15 protein-coding genes are annotated in these 15,558 nt (G+C 59.6%); 5 read left to right on the top strand and 10 right to left on the bottom strand.

All coding sequences use genetic code 11. The annotated features are described in order from the left end of the window. Positions 1 to 23 precede the first annotated feature (23 nt). Together D0851_RS15080 and trmB are read left to right on the top strand one after the other, a co-directional pair. Positions 24 to 1,556: a YifB family Mg chelatase-like AAA ATPase gene (locus D0851_RS15080; RefSeq protein ID WP_117620426.1), complete on the top strand. Its 1,533-nt coding sequence runs from the start codon at positions 24 to 26 to the stop codon at positions 1,554 to 1,556. Between the two features lie 72 nt (positions 1,557 to 1,628). Next, entirely contained in the window at positions 1,629 to 2,363 is a 735-nt protein-coding gene (gene trmB / locus D0851_RS15085) for a tRNA (guanosine(46)-N7)-methyltransferase TrmB (protein ID WP_117619389.1), read from the top strand. 39 nt (positions 2,364 to 2,402) lie between these two features. On the opposite strand, the gene D0851_RS15090 is transcribed toward trmB, so the two are convergent. The 10 genes from D0851_RS15090 to D0851_RS15135 all read right to left on the bottom strand — a co-directional run bounded on the left by D0851_RS15090 (position 2,403) and on the right by D0851_RS15135 (position 11,524). After that, positions 2,403 to 2,936 (bottom strand): hypothetical protein, encoded by a 534-nt coding sequence (locus tag D0851_RS15090; RefSeq protein WP_117619390.1) that lies wholly within the window; start codon positions 2,934 to 2,936, stop codon positions 2,403 to 2,405. After that, the gene (gene hemW, locus D0851_RS15095; RefSeq protein ID WP_117620427.1) at positions 2,936 to 4,138 is read right to left on the bottom strand and encodes a radical SAM family heme chaperone HemW; all 1,203 of its coding nucleotides are present in this window, start codon (positions 4,136 to 4,138) and stop codon (positions 2,936 to 2,938) included. Before hemW ends, D0851_RS15090 begins: the two co-directional genes overlap by 1 nt. 4 nt (positions 4,139 to 4,142) lie before the next feature. Then, on the bottom strand, positions 4,143 to 4,760 hold the full coding sequence (gene rdgB, locus D0851_RS15100) for an RdgB/HAM1 family non-canonical purine NTP pyrophosphatase (protein WP_117619391.1): 618 nt from the start codon (positions 4,758 to 4,760) through the stop codon (positions 4,143 to 4,145). A 7-nt stretch (positions 4,761 to 4,767) separates the two neighbouring features. Beyond that, complete coding sequence (locus D0851_RS15105) at positions 4,768 to 5,235, bottom strand: DUF4426 domain-containing protein (protein WP_117619392.1); 468 nt, start codon at positions 5,233 to 5,235, stop codon at positions 4,768 to 4,770. After that, positions 5,232 to 5,837, bottom strand: coding sequence for a methionine biosynthesis protein MetW (gene metW / locus D0851_RS15110; protein ID WP_117619393.1), 606 nt, complete (start codon positions 5,835 to 5,837; stop codon positions 5,232 to 5,234). The genes D0851_RS15105 and metW overlap by 4 nt, the downstream gene beginning before the upstream one ends. Continuing rightward, positions 5,834 to 6,982, bottom strand: a complete 1,149-nt coding sequence (gene metX / locus D0851_RS15115; RefSeq protein WP_117619394.1) for a homoserine O-succinyltransferase MetX — start codon at positions 6,980 to 6,982, stop codon at positions 5,834 to 5,836. Before metX ends, metW begins: the two co-directional genes overlap by 4 nt. 127 nt (positions 6,983 to 7,109) lie before the next feature. Continuing rightward, positions 7,110 to 9,074 carry a dynamin family protein gene (locus D0851_RS15120; RefSeq protein WP_117619395.1) on the bottom strand — a complete coding sequence of 655 codons (1,965 nt, stop codon included), beginning with the start codon at positions 9,072 to 9,074 and terminating at the stop codon, positions 7,110 to 7,112. A 243-nt stretch (positions 9,075 to 9,317) separates the two neighbouring features. Continuing rightward, a complete protein-coding gene (locus tag D0851_RS15125) occupies positions 9,318 to 9,902 on the bottom strand; it encodes a YggT family protein (RefSeq protein WP_117619396.1) in 585 nt (194 codons plus the stop codon). A gap of 22 nt (positions 9,903 to 9,924) precedes the next feature. Continuing rightward, the gene (proC, locus tag D0851_RS15130) at positions 9,925 to 10,758 is read right to left on the bottom strand and encodes a pyrroline-5-carboxylate reductase (RefSeq protein WP_117619397.1); all 834 of its coding nucleotides are present in this window, start codon (positions 10,756 to 10,758) and stop codon (positions 9,925 to 9,927) included. 61 nt (positions 10,759 to 10,819) lie between these two features. Beyond that, the gene (locus D0851_RS15135) at positions 10,820 to 11,524 is read right to left on the bottom strand and encodes a YggS family pyridoxal phosphate-dependent enzyme (protein ID WP_117619398.1); all 705 of its coding nucleotides are present in this window, start codon (positions 11,522 to 11,524) and stop codon (positions 10,820 to 10,822) included. A gap of 140 nt (positions 11,525 to 11,664) precedes the next feature. Here D0851_RS15135 and D0851_RS15140 point away from each other — a divergent pair, with 140 nt between their 5' ends. From D0851_RS15140 to D0851_RS15150, 3 genes are all read left to right on the top strand, one after another. Next, positions 11,665 to 12,699 (top strand): type IV pilus twitching motility protein PilT, encoded by a 1,035-nt coding sequence (locus D0851_RS15140; RefSeq protein WP_008174189.1) that lies wholly within the window; start codon positions 11,665 to 11,667, stop codon positions 12,697 to 12,699. Between the two features lie 218 nt (positions 12,700 to 12,917). Then, positions 12,918 to 14,039 carry a PilT/PilU family type 4a pilus ATPase gene (locus tag D0851_RS15145; RefSeq protein WP_117619399.1) on the top strand — a complete coding sequence of 374 codons (1,122 nt, stop codon included), beginning with the start codon at positions 12,918 to 12,920 and terminating at the stop codon, positions 14,037 to 14,039. A gap of 118 nt (positions 14,040 to 14,157) precedes the next feature. Beyond that, on the top strand, positions 14,158 to 15,549 hold the full coding sequence (locus D0851_RS15150; RefSeq protein ID WP_117619400.1) for an OmpP1/FadL family transporter: 1,392 nt from the start codon (positions 14,158 to 14,160) through the stop codon (positions 15,547 to 15,549). Positions 15,550 to 15,558: the final 9 nt, after the last annotated feature.

A 15,558-nucleotide genomic window follows, 5' to 3' on the forward strand; every position in this document is an offset into this window, starting at 1 on the left:
TCCGGTCACCATGGAAGGTTGTCATGCTAGCTATCGTTCATTCCCGCGCCATAATCGGCGTGTCTGCTCCCCCCGTTACGGTTGAAGTCCACCTCTCCGGGGGATTGCCCGCACTCTCGATTGTCGGCCTCCCTGAAACCGGCGTTCGCGAGAGTAAGGAGCGGGTTCGCAGCGCCCTTCTGAATGCGGGGTTCGACTTCCCCGCCCGCCGCATTACGATCAACCTTGCCCCCGCTGATCTGCCCAAGGAAGGCGGCCGGTTTGACCTGCCCATTGCCCTTGGGATTCTGGCGGCCTCGGGCCAGATTCCGGCGGAGAGTCTCGCCGATTGCGAGTTTCTCGGGGAGCTGTCCCTCGATGGTGCGCTGAGGCCTCTCAAGGGCGTGCTTCCGGCTGTGCTTGCTGCCCGGCAGGACCAGCGAGCCTTGCTGGTTCCCCATGGCAATGCCGGCGAGGCGGCCCTGGCCAGCCAGGGTGACGTGCTGGCGGCCGGCCACCTGTTGACCGTGTGTGAACACCTCAGCGGCCGGGCCAGGCTGGTTCCGGTGCCGAAATCACCATTGGAACGGGTGCCCGGCAACAACAGTGAGATACCGGACCTGTCCGATGTCCGCGGCCAACGGGTCCCTCGCAGGGCGCTCGAAGTTGCCGCCGCCGGCGGCCACAACCTGTTATTCTTCGGGCCGCCTGGCACCGGCAAGAGCATGCTGGCCAGCCGTCTGCCGGGTATTCTTCCGGCACTGACCGACGATGCGGCCATGGAAGTTGCCAGCGTTCACTCGGTTGCCGGGCTTGCCATGAGAGAGGGCGGGTGGCGCCAACCGCCGTTCCGGGCGCCCCACCACACAGCATCCGCGGTGGCCCTGGTCGGTGGCGGGAGCAGCCCGCGGCCTGGGGAAATCTCCCTCGCCCATCGCGGCGTACTTTTTCTGGATGAATTGCCAGAGTTTGAGCGTCGGGTTCTGGAAGTGCTTCGGGAACCCATGGAAACGGGGCACATCACGATCAGTCGGGCCGCGCGTCAGGTGAATTTTCCGGCTCGCTTTCAAGTCGTCGGTGCAATGAACCCATGCCCCTGCGGTTACAGTGGTCACCCGACCATTGAGTGTCAGTGCACACCGCAGCAGGTAATACGGTATCGGTCGAAGATCTCCGGGCCTCTGCTGGACCGGTTCGATCTCCATGTCGAAGTTCCGGTTCAGGGTGGCGGCGTACTGATGCAACAGGGCGGCGATGGCGAGACCAGTGCCACTGTCCGGGAACGGGTTATCGCTGCCAGGATGAAACAATCGGAACGGGGTTGCGTGAATGCTGCGCTGGCAGGGCGCGAACTGCATTCCGCTTGCCAACTGGACCGCCAGGGTGAGCAGTTGCTCTCCGGCGCCATGGAGAAGCTGGGGCTATCGGCCCGGGCATTGCACCGGATATTGCGGGTGGCTCGCACTCTCGCAGACCTTGAGGGCTGTGACGAGCTCCACCAGGGCCACCTGGTTGAAGCGCTCGGCTACCGGCAACTGGATCGTCAACAGGGGCGCAATTCGGTGGTATCCGCCTGAACCTTGTCACTCTGGTAAACTGTAGCCAAAGCCCATTAAACAAGACCCGCTGCCCGCGGTTAAGGATTGCAGATGACTAACCAGAAAGAGCCGCAAGATCCGAAAGACACTGCCACGGAATCACCGGTAACAACCCGCCGTGGTGTGCGTAGCTTTGTCCTGCGCCAGGGCCGCATGACCGAAGGTCAGAAAAAGGCGTTTGAGCGCAGCTGGCTGAAATATGGTCTCACCCGGGAAGACGGAATGATCGATCCGCGCCAGGTGTTTGGCCGGGATGCCATGCTGAACCTGGAAATCGGGTTTGGCATGGGCAAGTCACTGGCGGAGATGGCGGAAGCTGCCCCGGAGCAGGACTTCATCGGTGTCGAGGTGCACCAGCCAGGTGTGGGTGCTCTGCTCAAGGAGATTGAGGATCGCGGCCTGAAAAATGTCCGGATCTACAGTATCGACGCCAATGACGTGATTGATCTGTGCCTGCCGGATGCCTGTCTGGATCGGGTGATGGTGTTCTTCCCGGATCCCTGGCACAAGAAAAAGCATCACAAGCGCCGGCTGATCCAGCATGAGTTTGTCCAGCGCGTTCGTCACAAACTCCGCGTGGGCGGTATTCTCCATCTGGCGACAGACTGGGAGAACTACGCGGAACACATGATGGAAGTAATGAATGAATCCGAAGGGTTTGCCAACGCCCAGGAATCCGGAGGATATTCACCACGACCGGAAGATCGTCCGATTACCAAGTTTGAAAAGCGGGGCGAAAATCTTGGGCACGGAGTATGGGATCTGTTGTTTTATCGAACCAACTAGTAGTCGGTGATCCCCTGCGGGAATGTTCGGGGGCGGGCTTCAGTGGTGCGCCAGCGGATGGCGCCGCGAGGCCCGGAGAATGACCAGCCCGGCCATACCCAGGGTCAGCGCGGTAAATTTGACCAGGGCGCAGAGGGTTGCCGAAAGGCTCATCGCATCGGTGGGCGGACTGAAATTGTTCAGCAGCAGGATGTTCTCGGCGACATCACTGAGGCCGGCCGTTACGAATAGTGCCCGGACCCATCTGGCCACCATGCGCTCACGGATTCCGGGGCGGTCCCGGGTGAAGTGATGGGTCAGGAGGATGAGGGCGATGGTGTAGGCGGGAATAAACAGGAAATCCAGCCACAAGGAAACTTTGGCCCAGACTACGCCCTCACTGCGCCAGCTGCGAATGATGGCGTGCGCCTGATCCGCCGTGCCGGCGAGCTGGTAACTGACGATACCCTGGGGGGCGGAAGCGGACTGCAACGGCTGATTGATCAGCAACAGGGCAAACAGCAACACCGCAGCCACGGCCAGGCTGACTTTCAGGTCTTTTGGAAAGGCTGCCAATCCGTGTGCAGGGTCCATTACAGAAAACGCTCCAACAGGCTGTTAAGGTATCTCTGGCCCAGGGTTGTGGCCTGCAGCCGGTCTTCAACCAGCAGTTTCTCATCGCGTGCTGTTTTTAGTTTTACCCCAACTGACGACAGGGGTAAACCCGTTCGCTCGCAAAAAAGGCGTTCGCTCACCCCCTCTGTGAGCCGCAGGGCGTTCATCAGGAATTCCAGGGGCAGGTCTTCGGGAGCAATGATGTCACTGCCTGCCGTCCGGCTACCAATCCGGTTCAGGTAAGCTTCGGGCTGGCGGGTTTTCCAGTATCGCCGGATGCTGCCATTGGCCAGGCTGATCTTGCCATGGGCTCCGGCACCAAGCGCCAGGTAATCACCAAAGGTCCAGTAATTCAGATTGTGGCGTGACGCCCTGCCGCCCCGACTCCAGGCCGAAACCTCGTAATCCCGAAAACCCTGCTGCTGCAGAAATTGGGCGCCCTGACGATAGATGTCCCAGAGGTGATCGTCGTCCGGCAAATCCGGTGGCCGGCTGTAGAATTCGGTATTCGGCTCCAGGGTCAGTTGATACCAGGACAGATGCGGAGGCTGGTAATCGAGAGCGGTCCTGAGATCCTCCAGTGCCTGCTCCGGCGTCTGGCCTGGTAATCCGTGCATCAGGTCTATGTTGACGTTGTCGAACCCTGCCTGACGGGCGGCACTAATGGCGCAATGGGCGGCTTCGCTGTCGTGGATGCGCCCCAGTGCTTTCAGGTGGCTGGAGTTGAAACTCTGAACCCCGATGGACAACCGGTTGATACCGGCTTTCCGAAAGGCCTCGAAGCGGCCGGTTTCCAGTGTTCCCGGATTGGCTTCCAGGGTGATTTCCGCATCGGGGGCGATGTTGAGTCTTGCCCGCAAGTGGGCGAGCAGCCGGTTATAGAAATCACCACTCATCAGTGACGGTGTGCCACCGCCGATAAAGATGGTTTCTATGGGGCGTCCGGAGACCAAGGCCAGGTCCTGGTCGAGGTCTTCAGCCAGGGCATCAAGGTAGGCGGATTCCGGAATGGCGCCTCCTGTAGTGGTAGTGGCGTAAGTGGCGTGAGAAGCGTGGATGGCGTGGGAGTTGAAGTCGCAGTATGGGCACTTGCGCACGCACCAGGGCACATGGATATACAGGCTCAGCGGCGGGCAAACCGCCACCGGTTGGTAACTGTCGACCGGCCCATGGCTATCCACCGGTTCAGGACTGCGCACCAGCTAAGGACTCCGCCCTGAGCTGTTCTGCCAGAATTCTCAGGGCCCGGCCCCGATGGCTGATGCGGCTTTTCTCGGTGCGGGACAATTCCGCCGCGCTGCAACCCTGTTCCGGAGCCAGGAACACCGGATCATAGCCAAAACCGCCGTCGCCACTGGGTACCCGGAGTATTGACCCGGGCCAGCGACCATGGCAAATCACCGGGGTCGGGTCATCGGCGTGGCGAAGGTATACCAGCACGCAGTGGAACTGCGCTCCCCGCTGCTCATCCGGGATGTCGGCCATGGCTTCGAGCAGCGCGTTTATGTTGTCCTGGTCGGTGGCGTTTTCGCCGGCAAAGCGGGCAGAGCGAACACCGGGCTGGCCCCCGAGGGCATCAACGGCCAATCCGCTATCGTCCGCCAGGGCGGGCAGTCCGGTTGCCCTTGCTGCGTGCCGGGCCTTGAGAATCGCATTCTCGACAAACGTAACGGCGGGTTCCCCGGCCTCATCCACGCCAAGCTGTCCCTGGGCAACCGGGGTCATGCCCAGGGGCGCCAGCATCCCGGCCAGTTCGGCAATTTTGCCTTTGTTGTTACTGGCGATAACCAGGTTTTCGGTCATAACGGGCTCAATCGTTGAACAGTGTGTGGGCAAACCGTACCGCCAGATCCTGCTGATGGCCGGTGGGGCGAGCGGTGATGTTGAAGGTCATCAGCTCACCGGACGGGTACTGGTACTCGGCGATGAAATAGACGGAATCACCTTCCTGAATCCGGCGGAACGCCAGAAATCGCACCTGCTGGACATCGTTGGCCACCTTGCCCTCCACCTGGCCGCTCACCGGAGACATGGAGCCGTCCTCGTTTTCCTCCATGATGGCAATGTTGACGATGCCAATGCCCTTGCTGCGCTGAAGGTTGTTGGCTTTGGCAATCTCCGGGGCCAGAAAAGTGCTGGGAAAAACGCTCCAGAGTACGGTGTAGTCACCGAAGTTTTTTGAACCCGCATGGACCTGAGCGCTGAACAGGCCAATGAGTGTGACAACCAGGAGGTTGCGCAGAAGGCTGCGGCATGTGGAAACGGTTTTTTCGATCATTGTTCGGTCTCCCGTGTAATTCGGTAAATGGCAATCTCGCCCAGCAGGTTTGGCCACAGGCGAGCCAGCCAGCTGTTCTGGTGCTGGCCGTCCACCACCCGCCGGCTTTTGATTTTAATGCCTTTCTGTCGGCACAGGGCTTCAAAATCCTTGAAGGTGCACAGCCGTATGTTGGGCGTGTTATACCATTTATACGGCAGTGCCTCGGATTCGGGCATACGCCCGCTCAGGGTCAGTCCCCAGCGCAGGCGCCAGTGGGCAAAGTTCGGAAAGGTGACAATACCCTCGCTGCCGACCCGCAGCATTTCATCCAGAACCTTGTCTGGCCTGCGCACGGCCTGCAGCGCCTGGGTCATCAGAACAATATCGAAGCTTCCGTCATCAAAGTTGCCCAGCCCCTGGGTGTCCAGGTTCTGTTCGATGACCGCCACGCCCCTGCCCATGCAGGTTGTGATGTGGTCCGGGTTGATCTCCAGGCCAAAGCCGCTGGCGCCTCGCTCCCGGTGAAGGAAGTCGAGCAGGGTGCCATCACCACAGCCCAGATCAAGCACATGGTGGCCGGGCTGAACCCATTGCTGGATGATGTTGAGATCCGGTCTCATGCACCAACCTCCCTTGCGACGCGGTCCATGTAGGCGTTGAAAATATCAGTATACCGTGGCGTGGGAATCAAAAAGGCATCGTGCCCCCAGGGTGCGTCCACTTCAGCATAGCTGACTTTGCGCCTGGCCGCGATCATGGCGTTAACCATCTCTTCCGAGCGGGCCGGAGTGAAGCGCCAGTCAGTACTGAAGGAAAGGACCAAGTATTCGCAGGTGGCGGCAGCGAGGGCCTTGGACAGATCGCCGCCGAACTCATAGGCCGGATCAAAGTAATCCAGTGCCCGGGTCATCAACAGGTAGGTGTTGGCGTCGAAGGATTCGGAGAATCGCTCGCCCTGGTAACGCAGGTAGCTTTCCACCTGGAATTCGGCGTCGTAGCCGAACTTATAGGCCTGGTCCCTCAGTTCGCGGCCAAACTTCTCGCCCATGGAGGCATCGGACAGATAGGTGATGTGCCCGACCATACGCGCCAGCATAAGGCCCCGGCGGGGTACGGTATCGAAGTCGTAATAGCGGCCGTCATGGAATTCCCGGTCTGAGGTGATGGCCTGGCGCGCCACCTCGTTAAAGGCAATATTCTGGGCCGTCAGCCGGGGTGTGGAGGCAATAACCACCGCATGCCGCAGGCGGCCCGGGTAGTCCAGGCTCCACTGCATTGCCTGCATGCCGCCCAGGGACCCCCCGACCACGGCGGCCCAGCAATCAATGCCGAGCCGGTCCGCCAGCAGGGCCTGGCTTTTTACCCAGTCGCCGACGGTAATGACCGGAAACTCCGGCCCGTAAGGTTTGCCGGTCGCGGGGTTGGTGCTGATCGGGCCGGTGCTGCCGTGGCAGCCTCCGAGGTTGTTCAGGCTGACGACAAAAAAACGGTCGGTATCGATGGGTTTTCCCGGCCCGATGCAGCTGTCCCACCAGCCCGGCTTGCGGTCTTCGGCGGAATGATAGCCGGCGGCGTGGTGATGCCCGCTCAATGCGTGGCAGATGAGCACGGCGTTGCTCGCATCCGCGTTCAGTTTGCCGTAAGTCTCGACCACCAGGTCATAATTTTCCAGGGTCTGGCCACAGGCCAGATCAATGGGAGCGTCGAAATGATAGGTCTGCGGGGTGACTATCCCAACAGAATCCGCAGGCAGGGAATCGGGCATCGGCGCGAGAGGTTCCTGGTTCGATCCGTAAGTGTCTGGAACAGCAACGGCAAAGCCATCGCCAGCCCAGCAGTTTAAAGCCGGGGCGTGATGGCTGCAACCGCCTGCATGGTCGCTGTGGCGGGGCTTACACAGCCCCGGAGATGTTTACCACTTTCTGCTGGATCAGGGTAGGGGCCGGCTTGCGGATCTGGCGCTGCATGGCATCGGCCAGTTCCAGTTGTCGGCGGAGGTCGGTGATGGCGTGATTCAGGCGCTGGCGCTCGGCCCGGCTGTCCCGGTCATTGCGGACCATGTCGCGCAGGCGCCGGATCTGGTGTTCCAGCAACTGCTTCTGTTCCATTGAGAATTGCATAATGGGCAGCAATGCTTCCGATGGCCAGCGCTCGACGTCTTTGCGCACCCGGGCGTGCAGGGTGCGGGCTTCACCGACCATGACATTGAAGAAGCGGCGAACCAGGACGGATTGCTCGGTCAGCAGGTTTTTCGGGCTGCTGCGGAAGCGGCGGGCCTTTTTCCGCAGTTCGCGGATGGCAATGACGTGGCGGCCGGCCCGCAGAGGTATGGGTTCCAGGTGGCGGGCACGGTTATCCTCGTTGTAGCGGCGGTATATGGCGCCCACCATTTTCTCGGCCAGATGACCTTCGCTCAGCAGGTTGGTCAGATCACTCTCAAGCAGCTCAAAGAACTGATCCATGGCGCGGTTCATGCCGGCTGTGGTCCAGCTTTTCGACATGTTATCGCGGACTCGCTCGGCGTGGCCCTCAAGGCGCTCCTCGCTAACCAGCTTTTTCAGCAGGTTACCCTGGGAGTCCATCAGGCGCCGGCTGGAGCGCAGGGTGATCAGCTTCTTGTAGTAGTAGTCGTAGTCTTTCTGGGCCCGCTCGGCCAGCCGGCCCAATGCCGCTTTGTCCATGGTCGCGCCGGCACAGGCCTGGAGTTCCTCTTCCAGGGATTCCAGGCGATATTGCATGGCTGCCTGACTGTTCTGCAGCATGCCCATAAGATCGTTGATCAGGCTTTGGGTGATCAGCTGCTCCTTGTGCATCAGGATGCGCTGTATAATCAGTTGTTCGAGCTGACCAATATTGGAGCGGTCGAAAAGTTCACTGTTCCGCCTGACTCTTGCCATCAGGCCCTGTTTGGCGGAGACGGGGATGACGTCATGCTGGCGCATGCCCAGATGGTCGGCGGTATAGCTGCGCACCCGCCCGATGGCTTCCTGAGTGTGGCGCTCACCCTGCAGGTCGTCCCAGAGCACATCGATTTTGTTCAGAACGGCAAAGCGGCCGGCACGATGGTCTGCGTGCTGGGTGTCGATATGCTCTTTCCAGATGGTCATGTCACTGGCGGTTACGCCGGTGTCGGCGCTGAGCACGAAGATTATGGCATGGGCCCGGGGCAGCATGCTGATGGTCAGTTCGGGCTCGGAACCCAGGGCGTTCAGCCCCGGGGTGTCGAGTATGCGGAGCCCGCGCTCGAACAGCGGGTGTCGGATGCTGATCTGGGCGTTACGCCATGCCGGCACCTGAACATTGCCCGGGTTGTTGCGGTCATGCTCCAGCATATTCTCGTCAAACCCAAGGCTTCGGGCCTCTTCCGGCGGCACGCTCTTGACCCGGGCCACCTCGGCCAGTACTTCGCGCATGATTTCGGGGTCGCGCTCGTCCAGTTCGTGCTTGACCCAACGTTCCGGCTGTTTGCGCAGTTGTTGCAGGGACAGATCGCCGTTTCGGGTTTCAATCGGCAACAGAAGCAGATAATTCTCGTTGGCGCTACGATCGAAAAACAGCTCGGTGGGACACATGGTGGTGCGCCCGGCCTGGGACGGCAGCATACGTTGGCCGTATTCCGAGAAGAACAGGGCGTTAATCAGCTCGGTCTTGCCGCGGGAGTACTCTCCGACAAACGCAATGGTCAGTTCGTCCTCAATAAGCAATTCGAGCCCGTGGCGAATGCGGATGCTGATATCGTCGGAAAACAGATTGTTATCCTGCAGCCATAACCGGTAGCGGCCAATCTGGCGGATCAGCTCTTTTTTCCAGTTGTGGTAAGCCTCTACCTGCTGCGACAGAGTTCCCTGTGGGTTCATCGGATTTTCCTTCTGCGCGACTTCCGGGTATCCCGGGCAAAACGGGGTGCTCACGGGTGACGGATTAATTACCGGTAATACTATCCTGTCCCGGTAATGTTTGCGGCTGGGCTGCGGGGGTCAAATTGGGTGAGTTGAAAGAGTAATCATAAAAAAGGCTGCAAAATCAGAATCCTGAGCCTGCAGCCAAGCAATAATCGTTTTCGTCGCTAAGTGTTACAAAATGTATATTTGAGACGCGGTTTACAGTCCGAGTCCGATGGATCCCAGCCCTGCTGCCACTTTCATATGTCCAATGACCACCGAAATGACATTCAGAATCAGGAAGACAATGATCGGTGACAGATCCAGGCCGCCCATGGAGGGTATGATGCTACGCACCGGGCGCATCACCGGTTCGGTGATCTGGGCAACCAGCTGAATCGCCGGATGGCCGCTGCCGGGCGCTATCCAACTGACAACCACGACGGCAATGACTGACCAGAAGTAGATCTTCACGATCAGATCCAGCACGTTCAGTACCGCCCAGACCAACAGGGTGAGCGGGTTCATGGCGGGAATACCGCCGTTCAGGGCGATCAGAATCAGGAAGAGGGTGATGGCCTGGATAATGACCGCCAGAACCAAAGCGGCACCGTCAATTCCGCCCCACCCTGGGATAAAGCGCCGGAGTGGCCGTAGCAGGGGGTTGGTGGCCTTGACCGCAAACTGGGTGATCGGGTTGTAGAAATCCGCCCTGGCCAGCTGAAGCAGGAACCGCAACAGGACAATGGTCAGATAAAAGGTGGATGCGATCAGCAGGATGGTAATCAGAATGTCTGCCAGCATGAAGCCGTGTCTCCGTTATCGGTTACTGTTTGCCAGCCAGTTCTTTGGCCATTTCTTCCGAGCGCTTGAACGCCGCGTTGTAGGCCTTGCGGACCAGATCCCGCATACCGCCCGCTTCAAAGGTATTGATGGCCTGCTCCGTGGTGCCTCCGGGCGACATCACATTACGCTTGAGCTGGCCGGGATCGTGTTCACTGCGGGCGGCCATCTCGGCAGCCCCTGCCATGGTCTGGATGGCCAGTTCCCGGGCGGTGCCAGCGGCGATGCCGGCTTCCGTCGCCACTTCCTCGAGTGCTTCGAGCATCAGGAAGAAATAGGCCGGCCCGCTGCCGGAAAGGGCGGTAACGCCATGCAGAAGGTTTTCGTCGTCGACCCACAGCGCTGACCCGATGCTCTCGAACACCGACTCCACCATCTTCTTCTGGTTGTCTTTTACGTCCTTGTTGGCAAAGAGGCCGGCAGCCCCTTTGCCGACCAGAGACGGCGTGTTGGGCATCACCCTGACCAGGGGCAACCCGCCACCGAGCCAGCCATCCAGCGTGTCAACAGTCAGGCCGGCGGCAATGGAAACCATCAGTGGTCGGGTGTTCTGCACCACCGGAGCAATATCGCGACAGACATCGGCCATCACCTGGGGTTTGACCGCGAGTACCACCATGTCAGCCTGTTGGGCGCAGTAGCGATTGTCGGTGGTGACGCTCACGCCGAAACGCTTGCGGATGGATTGCAGGTGCGCGTCATCCGGTGCGCTGACCCAGATGTCGCCGGCCTTGTAGCCGTTGTCCAGCATACCGCCAATGATGGCGCTGGCCATGTTGCCGGCGCCAATAAAAGAAATGGTTGGTGATGTGCTCAAGGTTCACTCCCCGGTTGATCGGTTAAACGTCTGGACCTGATGATAGCAGGAACCGGCCGCTTCAGCTCTTTGCTGGCCGCTTGCCAAACAGTGCAGTGCCCACTCTCACCCAGGTGGCCCCTTCGGCAATGGCAATGTCCAGGTCGCCGGACATGCCCATGGACAGTGTGTCCAGGGGGCCTGCGTCTGGATAATCCGTTTTCAGTTGCTTCAGGGTGTTGGCCAGTTTCCGGAAGCTGGTCCTCAGCTCTGCCTCGGGCTGGTCCGGGTCCGGAATGGCCATCAGGCCTCTCAATTTCAGGTTCGGTAACTCGCCGATGGCGGCCACCAGTTCCGGAAGCTCCGTAATTCTGCTACCTGATTTGCTGTCTTCCTCATTAATATTGACCTGAAGGCAGATATTCAATGGTGGCATACCCGGGTCTCGTTGCTCACTGAGTCGACGGGCAATCTTGAGGCGATCGACACTGTGGACCCAGGAAAAGGCAGACGCAATTTGTCGGGTCTTGTTGGATTGTACCGGGCCGATGAAATGCCACTCGATGCCGTCGAGATCCGCCAGCGCTTCGATCTTCGCCAGGGCTTCCTGAAGGTAACTCTCACCGAACGCGCGCTGCCCCGCGGCGTAGGCCTCATGCAGATCGTCAGGCGGTCGCGCCTTGCTCACGGCGAGCAGCTGCACGGCTCCCGGCTCGCGGCCCGCCTGCAATGTTGCTTTTTGTATGCGTCGGGTTACGCTCCCGATGTTGTCTGCTATGCTGCTCATAGTGTGAAAATGCCATGTCCGGTCTGTCACTTGTACGATGACACGTTACCCGCAGGTCACTGAAATGCCAAGTGAACCACGCCGGGGCCTCGCCGGGCGCATGCGACCGGGATAAAAGAAAAAGCCTTCCGAGGATTCCTATGGATATTACTGAACTGCTTGCCTTTTCGGCCAAACAGGGTGCGTCTGACTTGCACCTGTCTGCCGGCCTGCCACCGATGATTCGTGTTGATGGGGACGTTCGCCGCATCAACCTGCCGCCCATGGAGCACAAAGAAGTCCACGGGCTGATCTACGACATCATGAACGACAAGCAGCGCAAGGACTACGAAGAATTCCTGGAAACCGACTTTTCCTTTGAAGTGCCGGGTGTGGCTCGTTTCCGTGTCAACGCCTTCAACCAGAACCGCGGTGCCGGTGCGGTGTTCCGGACTATCCCCTCCAAGGTTCTGACCATGGAAGATCTGGGCATGGGCCAGGTCTTCAAGGATGTGTCTTCGGTGCCCCGCGGGCTTGTGCTGGTGACCGGCCCGACCGGTTCCGGTAAGTCCACCACGCTGGCCGCAATGATCGACTACATCAACGATACCCGTTACGAGCACGTCCTCACCATTGAGGACCCTATCGAATTCGTGCATGACTCCAAGAAATGTCTGGTGAACCAGCGGGAAGTGCACCGGGATACCCTGGGCTTCAACGAAGCGCTGCGTTCGGCACTGCGGGAAGACCCGGACATTATCCTGGTAGGTGAGCTCCGGGATCTGGAGACCATTCGCCTGGCCCTCACCGCCGCGGAAACCGGCCACCTGGTGTTCGGCACCCTGCACACCACCTCTGCAGCCAAGACCATCGACCGGGTGGTGGATGTGTTCCCGGCCGAGGAAAAGTCCATGGTGCGTTCGATGTTGTCGGAATCGCTGCAGGCGGTTATTTCCCAGACCCTGATGAAAAAGATGGGTGGCGGCCGGATTGCGGCACACGAGATCATGATTGGTACGTCGGCAATCCGTAACCTGATCCGTGAGGACAAAATCGCCCAGATGTATTCCTCGATCCAGACCGGTGGTTCCCTGGGCATGCAGACACTGGATCAGTGTCTGGAGCGGTTGTTGCAGAAAGGGCTGATATCCCGCGAAGCGGCGCGGGCCAAGGCGAAGATGCCGGATAACTTTTAACAATGGTGCTCCCGGGGCTGGAGTTTGGGTGCCGGGAGCCGCGGGGTAATCCAGCCGGACTCCCCGAATTGAGTTTGAGGGGTGGGGCGGGTACTGCTTCCCGGGACTGTCTGCAGCATGGATGCTGCAGTCAAGCTTACATGGATGTATTCACAGCGTGTCCCGGGAAGCAGTACCCGCCCCACCCAGGCACCAAATAATGAAGACTGGGTAGAAAAATGGAATTCGAAAAACTGTTACGGCTGATGGTGGAAAAGGGCGGTTCGGACCTGTTTATTACCGCGGGTGTGCCGCCGAGCATGAAGGTGAACGGGAAAGTGCTGCCGGTCACCAAGAACGCGCTGACGCCGGAGCAGACGAGGGAATTTGTCTACGGCTCGATGAACGAGAAACAGCGCGCCGAGTTTGAGGAAACCCACGAATGTAACTTTGCGATCAGCGCCCGGGGCATTGGCCGTTTCCGGGTCAGCGCCTTCTTCCAGCGTAACCTGTGCGGCATGGTATTGCGCCGGATTGAGGTGAAGATCCCCCAGATTGACGACCTTGCCCTGCCGGGGGTGATCAAGGATCTGGCCATGACCAAGCGGGGCCTGATCATGTTTGTGGGTGCCACCGGTACCGGCAAGTCCACCTCGCTGGCGGCCATGCTGGGGCACCGTAACCGCAACAGCCGTGGCCACATTATCTCCATCGAGGATCCGATCGAATTCGTACACCAGCACCAGGGCTGTATCGTGACCCAGCGGGAAGTGGGGATTGATACCGAAAGCTTCGAAGTGGCTCTGAAGAATACCCTGCGTCAGGCGCCGGACGTTATTCTGATTGGTGAGGTGCGTACCCGCCAGACCATGGAATACTCGGTGCAGTTTGCCGAAACCGGCCACCTGTGCCTGGCGACATTGCACGCCAACAACGCCAACCAGGCGCTGGACCGGATCATTCAGTTTTTCCCGCCGGAACAGCATAACCAGATCTGGATGGACCTGTCCCTGAACCTCAGGGCCATTGTGGCACAACAGCTCATTCCCACACCCGATGGTAAAGGGCGTAAGGCGGTTATCGAGGTGCTGATCAATACCCCGCTGGTGGCGGACCTGATCCGTAAGGGCGAGGTGCATCGCCTGAAGGAGCTGATGGCCAAGTCCAACGAATCCGGTATGCAAACCTTCGATCAGGCGCTTTACCAGCTATACTCCGAAGGGTCGATTACCTACGAAGACGCTCTGGCTCATGCCGACTCCGCCAATGATCTGCGCCTGATGATTAAACTGGGTGCCGATGCCCAGGGGGCGGATAAATTGTCGTCTTCGGTGGACAGGCTCTCGATTCAGGACGACTAGAACTCGCTGCCCTCTCAGACTTTGGTCGTAGGTAGTTGGGGGCTGAACCGTTAGGGATGGCATTTGAAGCTGGTCGGTTCCGCCGCGTATACTTCGCGCGACAGAACAAGGAGAGACCATGCACAACAATTCCTCAATGCTTGCGCGAGCAATACAGCTGACCACTCTTGCGGCAATTGCCGCACCTGCGGGCGCCCTGGCGGGGGGCTTTTCCCTGAACGAGCAGAGCGCCAGTGCCATGGGCACAGCCAATGCCGGTGCCGCCGCCAATCCCGAGAACGCCACCACGGCTCTGTTTAATCCCGCCGGTATGAGCCAGTTGTCCGGCACCAATATATCTTTTGGTGCGGCGGTTCTGGATATTGATGCCGAGGCGCGGCAGTCATCTCTCTCAGCGGTTCGTCGGAACCCGGCAGTTCCCGTTCAGCCGGCGACTGGGGGTGGTGATATCGCTGATCCGGCTGTTCTGCCTAACTTTTACCTGACTCATGAAGTCAGTGACCGCGTTGACGTTGGCTTCGGTATCCATGCGCCCTACGGGCTGGCAGCGGATTACGAGGACGACTTTGCGGGTCGCTTCTTTGCCGATAAGACCGAGCTGACGGCCATTGCCTTCACTCCGTCGATCTCCGTGAACAACGGTAATGGCCTGTCCGTGGGCGCCGGCATCAACCTGATTTACGCGGAGGGCCGTCTCAGCCGGTATCAGGACCTGAGCGCTGTTGCCGGCCCGGCTGCCCTGGCTCTGGATGAACCTTATGCCGATATCGAAGGCGATGATATAGCCGCTACATTCCGGGTTGGTGTCCTTTATGAGCTGTCCGGGATGACCCAGATCGGCCTGAGTGTCCAGACGGGCACCGATCTCGATCTGGACGGCGACGCGACCATCTCCGATTTCCCGGTACTTTCCTCGCCCGGTCAGACCACAACACTGACAGAAAAGGTCCGGGTTCCGCTGGCCATTCCCGGGAGTGCAACGCTTGGTCTGCGGCATCGCTTTAACGACTCGTTTACCCTGCTGGCGGGTGCTACCTATGCCAGGTGGAGCCGGTTCGAAGAACTCGATATCTACAGCCGGGAGGGGCAGAGTGGTGAGGTATCCCAGGCAACCGGACGTCAGCCCGGCCAGCCGATCACGCACATCACCGAAAAGTGGCAGGATACCTGGCAACTTAACCTTGGCGGCATATGGCAGGTCACGCCCGACTGGGCACTGAAGGCCGGCTACGCCTGGGATGAGTCACCCGTGAACAAGCAATATGTGACTGCCCGCATACCTTCCCAGGACCGCCACTGGCTGACACTGGGTGCCCAGTGGAAGGAGATTGCTGGCGGCTGGACCGTTGACGCAGCCATGGGAACGCTGTTGTTCTCCGGAGACGCCAAGGTGAATGATCGTGAGTATGGTCATGACAATCCGACTCAACCCGCCACGCCTGCCAACTACCAGGGCACCTATGATCTGAGTGCCTGGAGTGCGGCTCTGCAGGTTAGCAAAGCCTTCTAGCCCGCACTG

It is taken from the genome of Marinobacter sp. Arc7-DN-1, from assembly GCF_003441595.1.
In the GTDB taxonomy this organism is placed as follows: domain Bacteria; phylum Pseudomonadota; class Gammaproteobacteria; order Pseudomonadales; family Oleiphilaceae; genus Marinobacter; species Marinobacter metalliresistant.

Coding starts and splice junctions, on each gene's coding strand:
- D0851_RS15090 (WP_117619390.1), bottom strand. CDS start 2,936: ATGGACCCTGCACACGGATTGGCAGCCTTTCCAAAAGACCTGAAAGTC.
- rdgB (WP_117619391.1), bottom strand. CDS start 4,760: ATGACCGAAAACCTGGTTATCGCCAGTAACAACAAAGGCAAAATTGCC.
- D0851_RS15135 (WP_117619398.1), bottom strand. CDS start 11,524: ATGAGCAGCATAGCAGACAACATCGGGAGCGTAACCCGACGCATACAA.
- D0851_RS15150 (WP_117619400.1), top strand. CDS start 14,158: ATGCACAACAATTCCTCAATGCTTGCGCGAGCAATACAGCTGACCACT.
- D0851_RS15145 (WP_117619399.1), top strand. CDS start 12,918: ATGGAATTCGAAAAACTGTTACGGCTGATGGTGGAAAAGGGCGGTTCG.
- D0851_RS15125 (WP_117619396.1), bottom strand. CDS start 9,902: ATGCTGGCAGACATTCTGATTACCATCCTGCTGATCGCATCCACCTTT.
- metW (WP_117619393.1), bottom strand. CDS start 5,837: ATGAGACCGGATCTCAACATCATCCAGCAATGGGTTCAGCCCGGCCAC.
- D0851_RS15120 (WP_117619395.1), bottom strand. CDS start 9,074: ATGAACCCACAGGGAACTCTGTCGCAGCAGGTAGAGGCTTACCACAAC.
- D0851_RS15140 (WP_008174189.1), top strand. CDS start 11,665: ATGGATATTACTGAACTGCTTGCCTTTTCGGCCAAACAGGGTGCGTCT.
- trmB (WP_117619389.1), top strand. CDS start 1,629: ATGACTAACCAGAAAGAGCCGCAAGATCCGAAAGACACTGCCACGGAA.
- D0851_RS15105 (WP_117619392.1), bottom strand. CDS start 5,235: ATGATCGAAAAAACCGTTTCCACATGCCGCAGCCTTCTGCGCAACCTC.
- D0851_RS15080 (WP_117620426.1), top strand. CDS start 24: ATGCTAGCTATCGTTCATTCCCGCGCCATAATCGGCGTGTCTGCTCCC.
- metX (WP_117619394.1), bottom strand. CDS start 6,982: ATGCCCGATTCCCTGCCTGCGGATTCTGTTGGGATAGTCACCCCGCAG.